The sequence below is a fragment of the Shewanella sp. NFH-SH190041 genome (genome assembly GCF_024363255.1).
Classification (GTDB): domain Bacteria; phylum Pseudomonadota; class Gammaproteobacteria; order Enterobacterales; family Shewanellaceae; genus Shewanella.
In genome coordinates this window covers 2,194,341-2,213,499 of sequence record NZ_AP026070.1, presented here as the reverse complement: position 1 = coordinate 2,213,499, position 19,159 = coordinate 2,194,341, and the positions used below count along the sequence as shown (strand labels likewise).

Genomic DNA, 19,159 nt, shown 5'->3' with positions numbered 1-19,159 from the left:
TTAAGCTACTCTTGCTTAACATACTCGCTGGCAAGCCCTTTGCAGTGATAAAGCGCTTTTACCTTGAATAACATTTAACCGTAAAAAGTTAACGTCCCCTAGGGGCTGTTGACCTTTCAAGTTTGTTTTTGCAGCGATTTGAGGATGCTTTATACAAGGCAAGCCCTAGTAAAATTGCTCATCATCAGCATCGATATAAAGTTCAATACTGCGCTGGGCATCATCAAGATGCAGGCGAAGATGGATTGGATTGCAGCAGATACGGCAATCTTCAAAATAATCCTGATCACCATTACTGGCATCGACAGGGATATATTGGTGGTGCCCGCAATGGGGGCAAGCGATAGTGGTATTTTTCAGTTTCATCACTCGGCTCCTATATAGCCGGTGGCACTGCGGCCGCCATCTACAGCAATGATCTGACCTGTGATATAGGGTGCCCGAGTGAGAAATAGCACCAATTGGGCAATATCCTCAGCTTGTCCGCAGCGACCTAAAGGGATTTGCTGCATAACCTGCTGTTGTGATGCCGTTTGGCTGCCGTCGGGCCAGATAATTGCTCCCGGAGCAATCCCGTTCACTCTGACTGTTGGAGCCAACTCCTGAGCCAAAGAGCGGGTTGCCATCTCCAATCCTGCCTTACTGATGGAATAGAGTCCATGGTTGAATAATGGACGTTGGCCATGGATATCCAGCATATTGATGATACTGCCTTGATCCTGCTGTAAAAGCGGCATGAGATCTTTTGCCAAAAAATATGGTGCCAGTAAATTGGTATTAAGTATCTCTCTGGCTTGTTGTGGCGTAATACTGTCAAGCGGGGTGGGGAAAAAAACCGCAGCATTATTAATAAGCACATTGAGGTGGGGCAAGGCCGCCATCATCTCCGCGGCAAATGTCATTCTGGCTGCATCATCAGACAGATCGGCCTGAAATACGCAGGCGGAATCGACGCGATGTTGATTTAGCTCAGAGGCTAATTGCTTCGCTTGCGCTAACCCTTGGTGGCAATGAATCGCGATATGCCAGCCATGCTGATGCAGGATGCGGGCAATATGTGCGCCGATACGTTGGCTGCCGCCAGTAATTAATGCCCAGTGAGCCATTCTTTATCCTTATTATTGTGTTTATTGAAATGAATTCGTTATCGCTGGTTATTTAATGCTGAACGTTGCAGGGATTCAAGGCTAAGTACTCAAAAGCGTTATGCGGTAGATTGGCAATGCGGAAAAGGGGACGGATAGCCCCATATTTGATAAATAAGGACGAGTCGACAGGTGCTCAGCGGAGGGATTAATTGTAGTAGTTCAGATGTATTAGTTCAGACCTGATGCGACATTGTTAGTGCTATTTGGTGCTTCTATTACTTTCCCCAAACAGTTTGACTCCTTTAAACCCACTCTAAGTATGTACATCTTTATCTGTTAATACTTTTATCGTGGATATTGTATCTCGAATCATGCTTTAAATGTTGCGGCATCATGCATGTAGATAAGTATAGATAAGGTGAAGTTGGTGAATAATCGGTAGGTATGTTTGGTAAGTGTCATCTTGCTTGTAATCTCTTATCAGTTATTAAGGGCGGTAGCATCAAGGCCGCTCACATCATTATACCGATTGAGTAATGATTTTATTTAATAGGGTAAAACTTTGTCTCTGTAGCATAAACACGGTTAACGCCTTGCCCGGACTGAGGCTTTGGCGTAGACTCAGTCCCTCGCGTTTCGGGCCCGTAGGACTCCGTACTGTCTTGACTCCCTCAACGCGTTTTTCTTTTTTTACTACTGACCAAGTGGCCCTGCGTATGGGTCACCACTGGATAAGGATTTTACATGCCTGTAATTACTCTTCCTGACGGCAGCAAACGCGAGTTTGATCGCCCTGTTTCCACTTTAGATGTTGCCGCTGATATCGGTCCTGGTCTGGCGAAAGCTTGTATCGCTGGCCGCGTCAATGGTGAGCTGAAAGATGCCTGCGATCTGATTGAGCAGGATGCTGAGCTGTCTATTATTACCGCCAAAGACGCAGAGGGTCTTGAGATCCTGCGTCACTCATGTGCTCACCTGTTGGGTCATGCCGTCAAGCAACTGTGGCCTGAAACCAAAATGGCAATTGGTCCAGTGATTGATAATGGCTTCTACTATGACATCGATCTTGACCACAAGCTGACCCAGGAAGATCTGGAAAAGCTGGAAAAGCGCATGCAGGAACTGGCCAAGACCCATTACGATGTGGTTAAGCGCGTAGTGAGCTGGCAGGAAGCCCGCGATGCATTTGATGCCCGCGGCGAAACTTACAAAATGGCAATTCTGGATGAGAATATCGGTCGGGAAGAAACGCCTGCTCTGTATCATCACGAAGAATACACCGATATGTGTCGTGGTCCGCATGTACCCAATATGCGTTTTTGTGAACATTTTAAACTGATGAATGTCGCTGGTGCTTACTGGCGTGGTAACTCAGATAATAAGATGTTGCAACGTATCTATGGTACTGCGTGGGGCGACAAGAAAGCACTGAAAGCACACTTGGTTCGTCTGGAAGAAGCATCTAAGCGCGATCACCGTAAAATCGGTAAGCAGTTAGATCTGTACCATATGCAAGAAGAAGCGCCAGGTATGGTGTTCTGGCACAACGATGGTTGGAGTCTGTTCTTGGAGCTGGAACGTTTTGTGCGTCAGCGTCTGGGATTCTACGACTATCAAGAAGTGAAAGGTCCGTTGATGATGGACCGTGTGCTGTGGGAACGTTCCGGTCACTGGGATAAATATGCTGATGCCATGTTTACCACTAGCAGTGAAAACCGCGAATATGCCATTAAGCCAATGAACTGCCCAGGTCACGTACAGATCTTCAACCAAGGGTTGAAGTCTTACCGCGATCTGCCTCTGCGTATGGCTGAGTTTGGTTGTTGTCACCGCAATGAGCCATCCGGTTCTTTGCATGGTTTGATGCGGGTACGTGGCTTTACTCAGGACGACGCACACATTTTCTGTACTGAAGAGCAAGTGCAGCAGGAAGTGAGTGGCTGTATCAAGATGGTATATGAAACCTATGCGACTTTCGGTTTCAATAATATCGTGGTTAAGCTGTCTACTCGCCCTGAAAAGCGTATCGGTGACGATGCGATGTGGGATCGTGCTGAAGAAGCACTGAAAGAAGCACTGCGCAGTAATGGTATTGAATTTGAGATTCTGCCAGGCGAAGGCGCTTTCTATGGTCCTAAAATTGAATTTACTTTGCATGACTGCTTGGATCGTGCTTGGCAGTGTGGTACTGTGCAGCTCGATTACGCACTGCCTGGCCGTTTAGGTGCAACTTATGTTGCCGAAGATAACAGCCGCCAGACCCCAGTGATGATCCACCGCGCTATTTTAGGCTCTCTGGAACGCTTCTTGGGTATCCTGATCGAAGAATATGCAGGTAAATTCCCTGTATGGCTGGCGCCAATGCAGGCAGTTGTCATGAATATCACCGACAAACAAGCCGATTATGTTGAAGAATTAGTCAAATTCTTCAAACAACAGGGAATTAGAGCATCTTCGGACTTGAGGAACGAGAAGATAGGCTTTAAAATACGCGAACACACCTTAAGGCGTGTTCCTTATTTGCTGGTCGTTGGTGATCAGGAGATGGAAAATAAGGAAATAGCGGTGCGAACCAGAGATGGTGTTGACCTAGGCAAGATGAAAGTTGAAGCCTTTGCAGAAATGGTCAAAAAACAAATTTCGCTCCGTAGTCTCAATCTGTTGGAGGAATAGGTCATAAAGATCAAGAAAGCAGGGCGTCAGGCTGCCCCAAATCGTATCAATGATGAAATCACTGGTGTACCAGAGGTACGTTTAAACGGCGTTGATGGCGAGCAAATCGGTATCGTCAGTATTCGTGAAGCACAGAACCTGGCTGATGAAGCAGGTGTAGATCTGGTAGAGATCAGTCCGAATGCCGAACCGCCAGTCTGTCGCATAATGGACTACGGTAAATATCTGTTCGATAAAGCTAAAGCTGCTAAAGAACAGAAGAAAAAGCAAAAACAGGTTCAGGTTAAGGAAGTTAAATTCCGTCCTGGAACTGATGAGAACGACTATCAGGTAAAACTACGCAACCTGATTCGTTTTCTGGAAGACGGTGACAAAGCTAAAATTACGCTGCGTTTCCGTGGCCGGGAAATGGCTCACCAGAACCTGGGTATGGATCTTCTGAACCGTATCAAAGGCGACCTGGAAGAGCTGGCAGTTGTAGAATCCTTCCCGAAAATGGAAGGCCGACAAGCTGTTATGGTTCTCGCGCCGAAGAAGAAATAGTAAGGCAACCTTCAAAGTAAAAGGGGGTTGATTTTATCAACGCCCTTTTCGCCTTGCGTTTTATTAACTATTCCAATGCGGAGTATTTTCAATGCCTAAGATGAAAACAGATCGCGGTGTTGCAAAGCGCTTCAAGAAAACCGCTAATGGTTTCAAGCGTAAGCAAGCTCACCTGCGTCACATTTTGACCAAGAAAAGCACCAAGCGTAAGCGTCACCTGCGTGCTAAATGTTTAGTAGCTAAAGCTGACATGCCTGCAATTGCACGTCAACTACCATACGCTTAATTAAAGGAGAGATAACAAATGCCTAGAGTTAAGCGTGGTGTAACCGCTCGTGCTCGTCACAAGAAAGTTCTGAAACTGGCTAAAGGTTATTATGGCGCTCGTAGCCGTACTTACCGTGTTGCAGTACAAGCTGTAACCAAAGCTGGTCAATATGCTTACCGTGACCGTCGTCAGAAGAAACGTCAATTCCGTCAACTGTGGATTGCTCGTATCAATGCGGCTTCTCGTCAAAATGGTCTGTCTTACAGCCGTTTTATCAACGGTCTGAAGAAGGCTTCTATCGAAATCGATCGTAAGATTTTGGCAGACATCGCTGTATTCGACAAAGTAGTATTTGCTACTCTGGTTGAAAAGGCAAAAGAAGCTCTGGCTAAGTAATTAGCAACGGCTTTTTCTTTAAAAAGGGACCATTTGGTCCCTTTTTTCGTTATTGGGTTTATTATACTGTTTCACACTTGTTCAAGTTAATCGTCTTATTTTTCTCTCCCTTTCTTTTTTCTTTCCCTCTTTCTTGCTTGTTATATCCTGTAATTTAGATCTTGAGCCTTAACCTCGATATTCTTAAGTGGATAGATAAAATATATCAGTTCAATAAATATACGATAGTGATCGATTAAATTTTACTGTGTGTTGATTTAGTTTGGCTTGGTATTAAGGTTAGCTGTTTGGCTAAAAAGTCTGGGTTATATTGACTGTCAGATTATTACCCACGGCAGGCAATCTATGTGTTCCTAACAAATGAATGCTGAATTTTGTTTGAGGAAAGTGCTATGCCTCTGCTACCGACTGATAAAGTAGCAAGTGAATAAAAAAAGCCTGTTCGCTGAACAGGCTTTTAAAGACAATGGTTTATGCAGTAAAAATCGTTACTTGAGGCTATCTAGATAACGTTCTGCATCCAGTGCGGCCATACAGCCGGTACCGGCAGAGGTAATTGCTTGGCGGTATACATGATCCATTACATCGCCTGCGGCAAAAATACCGGGGATACTGGTTTGGGTTGCATTACCTTCTAAACCGCTTTGTACTTTTAGATAGCCATTATTCATCGCCAGTTGGTCGGCAAAAATCTCAGTATTAGGGCTGTGGCCGATGGCGATAAAGACACCTGCAACATCAAGCTGCTCGTTACTGTTATCTTTGGTTGAACGCATCGTTAGGCCCGTTACGCCCATCTGATCTCCTAATACTTCATCGAGTGTGCGATCAAGATGTAATACCACATTGCCACTACGGGCTTTTTCCAGGAGGCGGTCAGCCAGAATTTTTTCACTACGGAAGCTGTCACGACGGTGGATTACGTGGACTTCAGCGGCAATATTACTGAGGTATAGCGCTTCTTCAACTGCGGTATTGCCACCACCGACTACAGCGACTTTTTGATTGCGGTAGAAAAAACCATCACAAGTAGCACAGGCTGATACGCCTCGACCTTTAAAGGCTTCTTCAGAAGGTAAACCAAGATATTTAGCGGATGCACCAGTAGCGATAATTAGTGCATCACAGGTGTAATGCATATTGTCGCCAAATAGCTGGAAGGGACGCTGACTGAAATCAACTCGGTTGATATGGTCAAAGACGATTTCAGTATTAAATTTTTCTGCGTGCTTTTGCATGCGCTCCATTAGCACAGGACCTGTCAGGTCATCGGGATCACCTGGCCAGTTTTCCACTTCTGTGGTTGTCGTCAATTGGCCACCTTGCTGCATTCCTGTGATAATAACAGGGTCAAGGTTGGCTCGGGCGGCATAAACTGCGGCGGTATACCCCGCAGGACCAGAACCTAAAATCAATAACTTACAGTGTTTCTTCTGGCTCATTTTAAACTCCATGCCTGAATGATTTGGCCGATTGTAGGTAATTTGTCTAACAGGGTAAAGGACTTGCACCGATTGCACCAATCGAAAAAGGGAGCGCTGCTCCCTTTTCTAAGGCCATATGCCTTGGTACAGATTAATCTGTTACCACTTAACTTGCGAGTAGTGCAGATGGGTCTGCATAGAGGAGCTGATGGGCGATAGCGACCTCTTTACAAGTCAATTTACCTGCCATGACATTTAAGCCATTAAGCAGGTGTGGATCTGATAGCAATGCTTCTCGATACCCTTCATTTGCCAGTTTTAAAATATAGGGCAGGGTGACATTGTTGAGTGCAAAAGTGGAAGTGCGCGCTACTGCGCCGGGCATATTAGCGACACAATAATGTACAACATTATCGACCAAATACGTGGGCTCTTCATGGGTGGTTGCTTTAGAGGTGGCCACACATCCACCCTGATCAATTGCCACATCAACCACGGCGCTGCCCGGTTTCATCTGGCTTATCATCTGGCGGGTGACTAATTTGGGGGCGGCCGCGCCTGGGATCAGTACTCCACCAATCACCAAGTCAGCATCCAGCACATGGCGCTCAATCGCATCTGCAGTTGAATAAACTGCTTTTACGCGAGAACCAAATTGTACATTGAGCCGACGTAAAGCATCGAGACTGCGATCCAGTACCGTGACATCTGCTCCCATACCGACCGCCATCTGTGCCGCATTTGTGCCTACGGTGCCGCCGCCGATAATCACTACCTTGGCAGGCTCAACACCGGGAACCCCGCCAAGTAACACGCCGCGACCGCCTCGAGACTTTTCCAGTGCCATCGCGCCAGCTTGGATGGACATGCGTCCGGCAACTTCAGACATAGGTGCTAACAATGGCAGGCCATTGTTATCATCTGTGACCGTTTCATAGGCAATACAGACAGCACCACTGTCAATTAATTCTCGCGTTTGGGGCAGGTCTGGTGCCAAATGCAGATAAGTAAATAGAATTTGCTCTGGACGTAACATTGCCCTTTCACAAGCTTGAGGTTCTTTTACCTTAATAATCATTTCTGCAGCATCAAATACGGCTTGTGCCGAGGGTAAAATCTGAGCACCAGCATCAATATAATCCTGATCACTGAATCCGATGCCCATGCCTGCATGGGTTTCTACAAAGACGTTATGCCCCTGTAAAGAGAGCTCGCGAACGCTCGCTGGCACCATGCCAACACGGTATTCGTGGTTCTTTATTTCCTTGGGTACACCTATGATCATCTTTCAGCCTCTAATCAAGAAAAAACCCATTTATCATGGGCATAATTGTTATTTTATGCTTCCTGAAGGTGATTCTTTCAGGGATATCTAGTATAGTATTCAGCAGGCAGTTAATGCTGCTGAACATTCGACACGCACGAAATAAAATGTTGTTTTAGTGATAAAACAAGGTTAATAAATATGCCATATAATAAAAAGAGTCCTGTAAAAGACTTGGATCGGATAGATCGTAACATTCTTAACGAACTACAAATTGATGGTCGCATCTCGAACGTCGAACTATCAAAACGGGTGGGGCTGAGTCCAACCCCGTGTTTGGAAAGGGTGAAACGGCTGGAGAAACAGGGATATATCAACGGCTATACTGCATTGGTTAACCCTCATTTCCTTGGCGCATCTCTGCTGGTCTTTGTTGAGATAACACTTAACCGTGACACTCCAGAAGTGTTTGATAAGTTTAACCGCGCAGTTCAGTTACTTGATGATATTCAAGAATGTCATCTGGTTTCCGGTGACTTCGATTACCTGCTGAAAACCCGCGTATCCGATATGTCGGCATACCGTAAACTGCTTGGCGAAACCTTGCTTAAACTGCCGGCTGTTTCTGATACCCGCACTTATGTAGTGATGGAAGAAGTTAAACAGACCAACCGCGTAGCGATTCAGCCTTTACCAAAAACTGAAGCCTGAGTTGTTTGATTAAGGGCCATTAGTGGCCCTTAATTTCATCTATTCCTGCCCTAAATTAATCCAGTTTTCATCCACTTTTCAGCCAAGTTACACATTGTCTCAATTTTCACCCGTTAGACCGACTATTCGCTGCATATTCAGATAGTTTCTGGTATCTTTATTCAATCTTTCAATGCCAGTTATGGAATGTTTAGCTTGTCTCAGGGAAAACATGTTACGCCCCTTACCGGATTGCAGCGTCTGCAGGAAGGCGGCTTATTGTGCTGCTGTATGCTGGCCACGTTTATTTTATTGGCACTGAGTAGTTTTAATCCGGCTGATCCGGGTTGGAGCCAAACCAGTTATCAGGGCGACATTCATAATCTTACCGGTGCGGTCGGCGCTTGGCTGGCAGATGTGCTGTTTTATTTTTTTGGTTATACCGCCTATTTCATCCCTTTTGTTACAGCACTGGCCGGTTGGGTGTTATTTAAACGCTTGCATAAGCTGGCTGAGGTTGATTATTTCTCAGTTGGATTGCGCTTGGTGGGATTTTTATTGATGGTGCTGAGCTTGGCGGCACTGGCCAGTATGAATGCCAATGATATTTATGGTTTTTCGGCCGGTGGTGTCGCTGGTGATGTGATTTCAGCTGCCATGCTGCCTTATTTTAATGTGCTGGGCACAACCTTGTTGCTGCTGTGCTTTGTTTGCGCCGGATTTACGCTGTTGACCGGTATTAGTTGGGTCACTGTGGTTGATATGCTGGGGTGGGGCACGATTACTGCTGCGCGTTGGTTATATCAATTGCCGGCTAAATTACGTAACCATACTAGGGAGTCAGATGATACTCGGGGCTTTATGTCCTTGGTTGATAAATTTAAAGCCAGTCGGGAAAAGCATCACGGGGCGCATCATGCTGATTTACCATTGTCTTCCCCTGAAGATACATCCCGAGCTGAACCAAGCATATCATTGGCTCCGGTTGCGGCTAGTAGCGATATTCCTGATGCAATATTTGCAGCAGGAAATAGTAGTCAGCATGACGTGCAACAGCCACAGTCTGATAGTGAAGTGGAGCACAGCGTGCAATCTCAACAGGTTATGGATGAGATTGATTTTAGTGTTAAAGCCTCAACAGGCGCTGTGAATGCTGTTAAACGTATGGATGCCAGTAAGGCTAAGGTAGTCGATGGCATTATTACTTTAGATGACGGCACACCTGTGATGACTCAGCCATTAACGCCGTTGCCTGATATCAGTTTATTGGATGTTCCACATCGGACTAAAAACCCCATTACCCAAGCAGAGTTAGATCATATTGCTCGGCTGGTTGAGGCTAAATTGGCTGATTTTAATGTGATTGCCAAGGTGATGGGGGTGTTTCCGGGCCCCGTTGTGACGCGCTTTGAGCTGGAATTAGCGCCAGGGGTAAAAGCGTCAAAAATTACAAACCTTGCCAAAGACTTAGCTCGTTCACTATTGGCTGAAAATGTGCGTGTTGTCGAGGTTATCCCTGGTAAGGCTTATGTCGGGTTAGAGATCCCCAATAAGTACCGCGAAACAGTTTATATGCGTGATGTGCTGGACTGCCAAGCATTTACCGATAACCCATCCAACCTAGCCATGGTGCTCGGTGCCAATATTGCCGGTGAACCTGTGGTGGTGGACTTAGGGAAAATGCCGCATCTGTTGGTTGCCGGTACTACAGGCTCGGGTAAGTCTGTTGGGGTGAATGTGATGATCACCAGTTTGCTGTATAAATCTACCCCAGCAGATGTGCGGTTTATCATGATTGACCCGAAAATGCTGGAATTGTCAGTGTATGAAGGCATTCCCCATCTGCTATGTGAGGTGGTGACTGACATGAAAGAGGCTGCCAATGCGCTGCGCTGGTGTGTCGGCGAAATGGAGCGTCGCTATAAACTGATGTCAGCCCTTGGTGTGCGTAACCTTAAAGGTTATAACGCTAAAATTGCCGATGCGAAAGCCGCGGGCCAACCGATTCTGGATCCATTGTGGAAGTCTAGCGACAGCATGGCACCTGAAGCTCCTGAATTGGATAAATTGCCATCTATTGTGGTGGTTGTGGATGAGTTCGCTGACATGATTATGATTGTCGGTAAGAAAGTTGAAGAGCTGATATCGCGTATTGCGCAGAAAGCCCGCGCCGCAGGCATCCATTTAATTCTGGCGACTCAGCGCCCCTCTGTGGATGTGATTACCGGCCTTATCAAGGCCAACATTCCAACGCGGATTGCTTTTCAGGTATCGTCCAAAATTGATTCCAGAACCATTTTGGATCAGATGGGCGCAGAAACGTTGCTTGGGATGGGGGATATGTTATATCTGCCGCCTGGTACAAGTATTCCTATTCGAGTTCACGGCGCCTTTATTGATGATCATGAAGTTCACAAAGTGGTAGCTGACTGGCATGCCCGTGGTAAACCTCAATACATAGATGAAATCCTGCAAGGAGCCAGCGATGGTGAGCAGGTGTTGCTGCCGGGCGAAACCGCAGACGCGGAGGAAGAGTTGGATGCACTGTATGATGAGGCGGTGGCATTTGTGACTGAAACCCGCCGTGGTTCCATTTCCAGTGTGCAACGTAAATTTAAAATCGGCTATAACCGTGCTGCTCGCATTATCGAACAAATGGAATTGCAGGGCGTGGTCAGTAGTCAAGGACATAACGGTAACCGCGAAGTGCTGGCACCTCCGCCACCTAAGCATTAACAGGGTGTATTGTATGAAACAAATTATTAGGTTGTCGGTATTGGGGCTGTCAGCCTTGCTCAGTACAGCGGCCATGGCCAATGATGCCGATCAGCTGAAACAACAATTGATTCATTTAAATGGAATGACAGCAGACTTTCAGCAGCAGGTGACCGATGTCAACCATAAGGAGATTCAACAGGGGAGTGGGGTGATTGCACTGGCCTATCCCAATCGCTTGTATTGGCATTTAACTGAGCCAGATGAATCCTTAATTGTGGCTGATGGTAAAGATGTCTGGGTATACAATCCGTTTGCTGAAGAAGTGACGGTAATGGATATGAAGGATGTGATTGCGGCATCGCCCATTGCTTTGCTGGTTCACCGGGATGCTAAGACTTGGCAAAACTATAACGTGACCCGTGACGGTGAGTGTTATCATATCAAACCCAAGCAGCTGGACAGTCAGGTGGTTGGCGTTGATGTTTGTTTTAAGGGGCAAACCCTGAGCACGTTTAGTATTCGTGACAGTCAGGGAAATGACAGTCGTTTCAAACTCAAAGGACAGCGGGCGTTGGATGCCAAGGATGACGCCCTGTTTAAATTTACCGTGCCTGAGAATGTGGATGTGGATGATCAGCGCACCGGGGAATAATGTGTGAGCAGTTTGAGTTTTGATTTTGCGCCTGATTTTCGGCCACTGGCCGCGCGTATGCGGCCACGTGATTTGTCGGAGTATATCGGTCAGGCGCATTTGCTTGGCGAAGGTCAGCCCTTGCGTCAAGCACTTGAGGCCGGTCGGGCTCATTCCATGTTGCTATGGGGGCCTCCTGGCACAGGTAAAACAACCTTAGCTGAGTTAGTGGCCAATTGTACTAATGCTCATGTGGAGCGGATTTCGGCTGTGACCTCCGGGGTGAAGGAAATCCGCGCTGCCATTGAGCAGGCCAAAGCGGTCGCTCAGGCCCGTGGTCAACGTACTTTGCTGTTTGTTGATGAAGTGCACCGATTCAATAAGAGTCAGCAGGATGCTTTTCTGCCATTTATTGAAGATGGCACTGTGATTTTTATTGGAGCCACCACAGAAAATCCCTCATTTGAAATCAATAATGCGTTACTGTCCCGTGCCCGGGTGTATCTTATCCATAAACTGGAGAAGCATGAGATCTGTCAGATTGTCCGTCAGGCACTGACTGACTCAGAGCGAGGGCTGGGGCAGCGTCAGTTGCAGATCAGCGATGATGTGTTATCCCAACTGGCAGATATTTGTGATGGTGATGGCCGCAAATCGCTGAACCTGCTTGAGCTGATGAGTGACATGGTGCCCGATGGTGGCAGTTTTACCGCAAAGATGCTGACACAGGTCGCAGGCCAACAGATGGCCGGGTACGATAAAAACGGTGATCAGTATTATGATTTGATTTCTGCGGTGCATAAATCCATTCGTGGCTCGGCACCGGATGCGGCCTTGTATTGGTATTGTCGTATTTTAGAAGGGGGCGGCGATCCACTTTATGTTGCTCGTCGTTTGTTGGCGGTGGCTTCAGAGGATATTGGTAATGCCGATCCTCAGGCGATGACAGTTGCTCTGAATGCTTGGGAGTGCTTTCATCGGGTGGGGCCTGCAGAAGGGGAGCGGGCGATTGCTCAAGCGATTCTTTATTTGGCCAGTGCCCCTAAGAGTAATGCGGTATACACAGCTTTCAAGGCTGCTCGGCTACTTGCTCGAGAAAGTGGTAATCAACCTGTGCCCAATCATCTGCGTAATGCCCCGACTGGGCTGATGCAAAATTTGGGTTATGGTGAAGGTTATCGCTATGCCCATGATGAGCCTAACGCTTATGCGATAGGTGAAAATTATTTTCCTGCGCCACTCAAGGACAGTCGCTTCTATTTCCCCACTGAACGGGGATTTGAAAAAAGGATCAAAGATAAGCTGGCCCAATTAGCTGAGCTCGATATGCTCAGCGGGAACAAACGCTATGAGTGATATCTTATTTGTTGCAATGGGCGGCGCCGCGGGTGCCGTTTGCCGTTATCTGATCTCAATATTTATGATACAAGTGCTTGGCACCGGTTTTCCTTTTGGTACACTGTTGGTCAATGTGTTGGGCTCCTTTATTATGGGAGTCGTCTATGCACTAGGACAAGTCAGTCACCTCAGTCCTGAGCTCAAAGCGATGATTGGTGTTGGGTTCTTGGGCGCCTTAACGACGTTTTCAACTTTCTCCAACGAGACCATGCTGTTGCTACAGGATGGTGAATGGCTCAAAGCCGGCCTCAACGTGGTGCTGAACCTGATGATCTGCTTTTTTGTGGTTTATCTGGGGCAGCAATTGGTCTTTTCTCGCGTTTAACTATTAAGAAAATAAAACATGTTAGATCCTAAATTTTTGCGTACAGAACTGGAAGTCACTGCCGAACGTCTGGCAACCCGTGGCTTTATCCTGGATGTTGATCGTATCCAAAAGCTGGAAGAACAGCGCAAATCTCTGCAGGTTGAAACTGAAGAACTGCAGGCTAAGCGCAATGCTATCTCCAAGTCCATCGGTCAGGCGAAAGCCAAGGGTGAAGATATCGCCCCGATTATGGCACAAGTTGGGGATCTGGGTTCCCAGTTGGATGCCAAGAAGCAAGAGCTGTCGGATCTGTTGAATGATATCTCCGCCATTGCCATGAGCACACCAAACCTGCCGGATGAGTCCGTACCAGTGGGTGCTGATGAGAATGAAAACGTGGAAGTCCGTAAATGGGGCGAGCCACGTCATTTTGATTTTGAAGTAAAAGATCACGTTGATCTGGGTGAAGGTCTGCAAGGACTGGATTTCAAGAGCGCCGTGAAAATCACCGGCTCACGCTTTATCGTGATGAAAGGTAAGATTGCCCGTATGCACCGTGCACTGGCGCAGTTTATGCTTGATACCCATACCTTAGAGCATGGCTACACTGAAGCTTACGTACCTTATCTGGTGAATGCTGACAGTCTGCTGGGTACCGGTCAGCTGCCTAAGTTTGGGGAAGATCTGTTCCACACCAAACCTGCGACTGAAGAAGGTCAAGGTCTGAGCTTGATCCCAACGGCTGAAGTACCACTGACTAACTTGGTACGTGATACCATCGTTGATGAAGCCGCACTGCCAATCAAACTGACTGCCCATACCCCTTGTTTCCGTAGTGAAGCAGGCTCTTATGGTAAAGATACCCGTGGTCTTATCCGTCAGCACCAGTTTGATAAAGTTGAAATGGTACAACTGGTTAAGCCAGAAGATTCCATGAATGCTCTGGAAGAACTGACCGGTCATGCTGAGAATATTCTGAAGAAGCTGGGTCTGCCTTACCGTGTGGTTGTGTTGTGTACTGGCGATATGGGCTTTGGCTCAAGCAAAACTTACGATCTGGAAGTATGGCTGCCAGCGCAGAATACCTACCGTGAAATTTCTTCATGCAGCAATATGAAGGACTTCCAGGCTCGCCGTATGCAAGCCCGTTTCCGTGGTAGCGATAACAAGCCTGCACTGTTGCATACTCTGAACGGTTCTGGTCTGGCTGTGGGTCGTACTCTGGTTGCTATTTTGGAAAACTACCAAAATGCAGACGGTACTATCACAGTACCAGAAGCACTGCGTCCTTATATGGGCGGTCTGGCTCAGCTGGGTTAATCAGTCGCGTACTGATAACGGTTGGGAGTTAGCCTGCTGAGTGTAGGCAAGTAACGAAAAAATCCCTCGCAAGACACAATGCGGGGGATTTTTGTATTCAGCGATGCAAGTCGCGCAACGACATCTCAAAGTTGCTGCTTTGTATCAAATCGCTGCGAACATAAACTTGCAAGTTCAACAGCCGCTAGAAGTGTTTACTGCGCATCATGGCATCCATACCGCCATCGACGAATAGTACGCTGCCGGTAATAAAGCTGGCCTCAGTGGACAGTAAAAAGGAGACTGTAGCCGCAATCTCAGCCGGTTGACCAGCACGTCCTATCGGCGCGACAAAATTACGTACCGCTTCACCAAAGCGGGGGTCTTCCTTTGATGCCTTATGCAGCGGTGTTTCTACCGCGCCTGGTGCAACGATATTGATCCGCACACCACCGGCGCCCTGTTTTACCGCTTCCGCTCTGGCCCACGCAGTAATAGCATATTTTGATGCTGCATAGGCAATATGTGGCGCTTGGGCGGTATCTGCTAGTGCGCGAGCTTGGGTTTCATCATTATCAAGCATGGCGCTGGCCATTTCATGGGGCGCGGCAAGTTGTTGATTGGCTGCAACCGAGCCAATAATCACCACACTTGATTGCTTGCTGTTTTGCAGTTGGGGCAATAACCCCTTAACCAATGCAGCCGCGCCGAAATAATTGACGCCGATAATTAAACTGCTGCTGGGGGCGGTGACACCAAGACCGGCACAACAGACCAATCCATCTAATTGTCCGTTGCACAGTGATTGCACATGTTCAATGGCCGCTTGTCGTCCTTGGGGTTGTGACAGATCAGCAGCCACCTGGGTAAATTGTTGATCGGTGCGTAAATCAATACCGATCACTGTGTGCCCCTTATCGATGAGTTGCTGACATACCGCGGCACCAATACCAGAAGCACTGCCGGTTACTGCAATAATGGACATAATAATTCTCCCTGATTGTCCGTAAAACCTGAGTTTATTGTGGTCATGTTAACGCGAATTGTGAGTTGCATATTCATTTGTCACTGAGTTATTTTTTAGTCACCGACTACTTTATGGCCATCTTGTCATGACCCACTTGGTTAACTTGTTAGTGCGCCGATGGTTGCTGTATTACCGCCTGCTGAGCACTGTCTGCCATTTCGGCGGCGGAGAGTTGATTAACCCGCCAAAGTAGTAATACCGAGATAAGAATGCAGCTGTTGGTAAGGATCAGCGCATAACGCAGGGCATCAATACCAAATGAAGGCGTGAGCCAGTCACTCAGCATTCCAGCAAGAAATGGACCTGCACCGATCCCGAGTAAAGTCACCAGCATGGTTTGCAGCGCAACGGCGGTTGCGCGGAGATTAGCCGGCACCCGCTGGGTTAATTGGGCAAAGCTGGGGCCAACCCAGAAGACAGAGAAAAATCCCGCTAGTGCACAGGCCAGCATGGCAGCAGGAATTGGCATACCCAACAGCTCAATTTTCATTTCACTGGGCCAAAGCAGGTATAAGATCAGGCAGCTTAACCCAAGCAGATGTCCCCAAATGGCTAAGCTGAGGGGATTGCCCATGCCATGGCGGCGATCAGCCAAATAGCCCCCCATCAGCATGCCTGCTGCCGATGCGCCCCCGGCAATGACTCCGGCCAAGAGTCCGGCTTGTTGCAAAGTTAAACCGTGAGAGCGGATTAAAAAGGCGGCATTCCACATGGCATAGGCATTTGAGCCCATGGTTGCCAGCGCACTGGCGAGAATAATGGCTTTAACGCTAGGCAGTTGCCACAGTAACAACAGACTGCTTTGCCAAGTCGTGGCTTGCGACGGATTTGCCGCCCCATGTGTTGTCTCTGTTATCTCTGTAGCCACAGTTGGTGCCGGGCGGGATTCTTTTAGCGTCAGGATCAATATCACCAAGGGCAAGGTCAGTACTGCGATAAGCATAAAACTGTAGCGCCAGCCCAAGGTGTCAATCAGCATTGCGCCAAGACTTAAGGCGATCACCGCTGAGAAGGTTGCCGCGGAGGAAAAGCGGCTAATGGCAAAGGCCCGCTTACTGGCCGGGTAGGCATCAGAGATCAGAGAAATAGAGGCTGATGCTACCGGCACTTCGGCTACTGCCACCAACATTCGAAACAGTACCAGAGCGATAAAACCTTCCGCCATCCCACAAAGCAGGGTAGATAAGGACCAAAGCAGAGCACTGGCGGCGAGTAGTCTGGGCCGGTGACTGCGATCGGCAAGTCGTCCGGCCGGTAAGGCTAGCAGGGCAAATACCCCGGCAAAGGCGAGGCCGGACACCAGCCCCATTTGGGCATCAGTGGCGGCAAATTCTTGTTTTACCGGCTCAATCATGACTGCGAGGATCTGCCGGCCGACAAAAGTCTGCCCATAAAAGAGCGTGAGTAACAGCAACAACCAACCAGCGCGTTGCTGAGAGGGCAAGGATGCCATCTGGATTATTCCACGTTGTCAGCTTGGATTAATGGTAGTCCCCGACTTTTGGCCATGGTCATGGCCGTATCATCAATCATATCTTCCTGCCCACCGACAGTGCCGCGCCGACCAAGCTCGAGCAAAATATCCCGGGCGGGTACGCCATATGTCTGCTCTGCTCGCTGGGCAAACAGTAAAAATGATGAGTAAACTCCGGCATATCCTAAGGTCAGGGCATCTCGGTCGATACGAATGGGTTGCTCCATCATCGGGGTAACTAAATCTTCCGCGACATCCATAATGCGGTAGAGATCAATGCCATGATTAACCTGCATGCGTTCCAGTACGGCAACAAACACTTCTAGCGGTGTATTGCCCGCACCGGCGCCAAGTCCGGCAACTGAGCCGTCAATGCGCACAGCGCCTGCGGCAAGAGCAGCTAACGAGTTAGGAATACTCATCCCAAGATTATGATGACCATGGAAGCCAATTTCTGTCTCGACTTTGAGACTGCTTCGCAGCAGCGTAATTCGCTCTGTCACATCATCAGGCAGCATATAACCTGCTGAGTCAGTGCAGTAAATGCAGTTGGCACCATAAGACTCCATCAGCAGTGCCTGCTCAGTGAGTTGCTCCGGCGAAATCATATGCGCCATCATTAAAAAGCCAACGGTATCCATGTCTAACTCACGGGCAAGACGAATATGTTGGCCGGACACATCAGCCTCAGTGCAGTGGGTGGCAACCCGAATGGTATGGACTCCTAATCTGTGGGCCATTTTTAAATGATCCACTGTTCCTATCCCAGGCAGTAGCAAGGCGGAAATTTTTGCCTGTTTCATCCGGGGAATAACCTGTTGCAGATATTCTTCATCACTGTGGGCGGGGAAACCATAATTGAGCGATGCGCCACCGAGCCCATCTCCATGGGTCACTTCTATTAATGGCACGCCTGCATCATCAAGGCCACAGGCGATGGCAACCATTTCATCCAGACTAATTTGATGGCGTTTGGCATGCATACCGTCACGTAGCGACATATCATGCAGCTTGACCTGCTTTCCTTGTAAATTCATGGTGTTCTCCTTAGATCAAGCAGGGCTGTCGGTGGCGAGCATTGTTTGAGCTAGCATTTCGGCACTGCGGGTAGCTGACGCAGTCATAATGTCGAGATTGCCGGCATATTTGGGCAGGTAATCTCCCAAGCCTTCGACTTCCAGAAACACGGACACTTTTCGGCCATCGAATACCGGGCCGTTTTTTAGCCGGTAGCCGGGAACATAACGTTGTACTTCGCTGATCATCGCCTTCACCGATGCCGTAATCGCGGCGTGATCCGGCTGCTCTTTTGTTAAACAGTGAATCGTATCGCGCATCAGTAGTGGTGGCTCTGCCGGGTTGATAATAATGATGGCTTTGCCTTTGTCTGCGCCGCCGATTTTCTCTACAGCACCGGCTGTGGTGCGGGTAAATTCATCAATATTTTGTCGGGTTCCCGGGCCGACGGAGCGGGATGAGACTGTGGCAACAATTTCACCATACTCCACAGCTTGAACGCGGGATACGGCTGCGACCATGGGAATTGTTGCCTGGCCGCCACAGGTGACCATATTAATGTTCATCACGCCGGGCTTAAGGTTGTCTAAATTGACCGGCGGCACACAATAGGGGCCAATGGCAGCGGGGGTTAAATCAATCATTAACACCCCAAGTTCATTGAGCTTTTTTGAATTTTCAGCGTGAACATACGCGGAAGTGGCATCAAAAGCGATGCGGATATTATCTCGTTCAATATGGGGTAACAGGCCATCGACACCCTCTGCGGTGGTGTGGAGCCCAGCTTCCCGCGCGCGCGCCAAGCCGTCTGACTCGGGGTCAATGCCCACCATCCACACGGGCTCAAGCAGTTCACTGCGCTGCAATTTATACATAAGATCCGTGCCGATATTGCCTGAGCCGATCAGGGCACATTTAATTTTGCTCATTCAGGTTTCCTTA

The 19,159-nt window shown here is 48.1% G+C and carries 18 protein-coding genes; 10 read left to right on the top strand and 8 right to left on the bottom strand.

Features of this window, described 5'->3' with window-relative positions:
- Positions 1-165: 165 nt before the first annotated feature.
- Together NFHSH190041_RS09725 and NFHSH190041_RS09720 are read right to left on the bottom strand one after the other, a co-directional pair.
- Positions 166-366, bottom strand: coding sequence for a CPXCG motif-containing cysteine-rich protein (locus tag NFHSH190041_RS09725; RefSeq protein WP_261921683.1), 201 nt, complete (start codon positions 364-366; stop codon positions 166-168).
- A complete protein-coding gene (locus NFHSH190041_RS09720) occupies positions 366-1,106 on the bottom strand; it encodes a pteridine reductase (RefSeq protein WP_261921682.1) in 741 nt (246 codons plus the stop codon). Before NFHSH190041_RS09720 ends, NFHSH190041_RS09725 begins: the two co-directional genes overlap by 1 nt.
- Positions 1,107-1,832: 726 nt before the next feature.
- Between NFHSH190041_RS09720 and thrS the strand changes: the two genes are divergently transcribed.
- The 4 genes from thrS (at position 1,833) to rplT (ending at position 4,968) form a co-directional block, all read left to right on the top strand.
- Positions 1,833-3,761, top strand: coding sequence for a threonine--tRNA ligase (gene thrS, locus NFHSH190041_RS09715; protein WP_261921681.1), 1,929 nt, complete (start codon positions 1,833-1,835; stop codon positions 3,759-3,761).
- Positions 3,762-3,764: 3 nt separating this feature from the next.
- Complete coding sequence (infC, locus tag NFHSH190041_RS09710) at positions 3,765-4,304, top strand: translation initiation factor IF-3 (RefSeq protein WP_261925083.1); 540 nt, start codon at positions 3,765-3,767, stop codon at positions 4,302-4,304.
- 91 nt (positions 4,305-4,395) lie between these two features.
- Positions 4,396-4,590 (top strand): 50S ribosomal protein L35, encoded by a 195-nt coding sequence (rpmI, locus tag NFHSH190041_RS09705; protein WP_261921680.1) that lies wholly within the window; start codon positions 4,396-4,398, stop codon positions 4,588-4,590.
- Positions 4,591-4,608: 18 nt separating this feature from the next.
- Positions 4,609-4,968, top strand: coding sequence for a 50S ribosomal protein L20 (gene rplT, locus NFHSH190041_RS09700; protein ID WP_028775125.1), 360 nt, complete (start codon positions 4,609-4,611; stop codon positions 4,966-4,968).
- A gap of 488 nt (positions 4,969-5,456) precedes the next feature.
- Here rplT and trxB read toward each other — a convergent pair whose 3' ends face one another.
- Both trxB and ald read right to left on the bottom strand, forming a co-directional pair.
- Positions 5,457-6,410: a thioredoxin-disulfide reductase gene (trxB, locus tag NFHSH190041_RS09695; RefSeq protein WP_261921679.1), complete on the bottom strand. Its 954-nt coding sequence runs from the start codon at positions 6,408-6,410 to the stop codon at positions 5,457-5,459.
- Between the two features lie 148 nt (positions 6,411-6,558).
- Positions 6,559-7,677 (bottom strand): alanine dehydrogenase, encoded by a 1,119-nt coding sequence (gene ald, locus NFHSH190041_RS09690; RefSeq protein WP_261921678.1) that lies wholly within the window; start codon positions 7,675-7,677, stop codon positions 6,559-6,561.
- Positions 7,678-7,857: 180 nt separating this feature from the next.
- On the opposite strand from ald, the gene lrp reads away from it, so the two are divergent.
- The 6 genes from lrp to serS all read left to right on the top strand — a co-directional run bounded on the left by lrp (position 7,858) and on the right by serS (position 14,720).
- A complete protein-coding gene (gene lrp, locus NFHSH190041_RS09685; RefSeq protein ID WP_261921677.1) occupies positions 7,858-8,367 on the top strand; it encodes a leucine-responsive transcriptional regulator Lrp in 510 nt (169 codons plus the stop codon).
- A gap of 195 nt (positions 8,368-8,562) precedes the next feature.
- A complete protein-coding gene (locus NFHSH190041_RS09680; protein WP_261921676.1) occupies positions 8,563-11,082 on the top strand; it encodes a DNA translocase FtsK in 2,520 nt (839 codons plus the stop codon).
- Between the two features lie 13 nt (positions 11,083-11,095).
- Positions 11,096-11,716, top strand: a complete 621-nt coding sequence (gene lolA, locus NFHSH190041_RS09675) for an outer membrane lipoprotein chaperone LolA (protein ID WP_261921675.1) — start codon at positions 11,096-11,098, stop codon at positions 11,714-11,716.
- Positions 11,717-11,719: 3 nt separating this feature from the next.
- A complete protein-coding gene (locus NFHSH190041_RS09670; RefSeq protein WP_261921674.1) occupies positions 11,720-13,051 on the top strand; it encodes a replication-associated recombination protein A in 1,332 nt (443 codons plus the stop codon).
- A complete protein-coding gene (gene crcB, locus NFHSH190041_RS09665; RefSeq protein ID WP_261921673.1) occupies positions 13,044-13,418 on the top strand; it encodes a fluoride efflux transporter CrcB in 375 nt (124 codons plus the stop codon). Before NFHSH190041_RS09670 ends, crcB begins: the two co-directional genes overlap by 8 nt.
- 18 nt (positions 13,419-13,436) lie before the next feature.
- Positions 13,437-14,720 (top strand): serine--tRNA ligase, encoded by a 1,284-nt coding sequence (gene serS, locus NFHSH190041_RS09660; protein WP_261921672.1) that lies wholly within the window; start codon positions 13,437-13,439, stop codon positions 14,718-14,720.
- A gap of 184 nt (positions 14,721-14,904) precedes the next feature.
- On the opposite strand, the gene NFHSH190041_RS09655 is transcribed toward serS, so the two are convergent.
- The 4 genes from NFHSH190041_RS09655 to NFHSH190041_RS09640 all read right to left on the bottom strand — a co-directional run bounded on the left by NFHSH190041_RS09655 (position 14,905) and on the right by NFHSH190041_RS09640 (position 19,146).
- Complete coding sequence (locus NFHSH190041_RS09655) at positions 14,905-15,684, bottom strand: SDR family oxidoreductase (protein WP_261921671.1); 780 nt, start codon at positions 15,682-15,684, stop codon at positions 14,905-14,907.
- A 148-nt stretch (positions 15,685-15,832) separates the two neighbouring features.
- Positions 15,833-17,179 (bottom strand): MFS transporter, encoded by a 1,347-nt coding sequence (locus NFHSH190041_RS09650; RefSeq protein ID WP_261921670.1) that lies wholly within the window; start codon positions 17,177-17,179, stop codon positions 15,833-15,835.
- Positions 17,180-17,184: 5 nt separating this feature from the next.
- On the bottom strand, positions 17,185-18,237 hold the full coding sequence (dmpG, locus tag NFHSH190041_RS09645; RefSeq protein WP_261921669.1) for a 4-hydroxy-2-oxovalerate aldolase: 1,053 nt from the start codon (positions 18,235-18,237) through the stop codon (positions 17,185-17,187).
- 15 nt (positions 18,238-18,252) lie between these two features.
- A complete protein-coding gene (locus NFHSH190041_RS09640) occupies positions 18,253-19,146 on the bottom strand; it encodes an acetaldehyde dehydrogenase (acetylating) (protein WP_261921668.1) in 894 nt (297 codons plus the stop codon).
- Between the last annotated feature and the right edge of the window lie 13 nt (positions 19,147-19,159).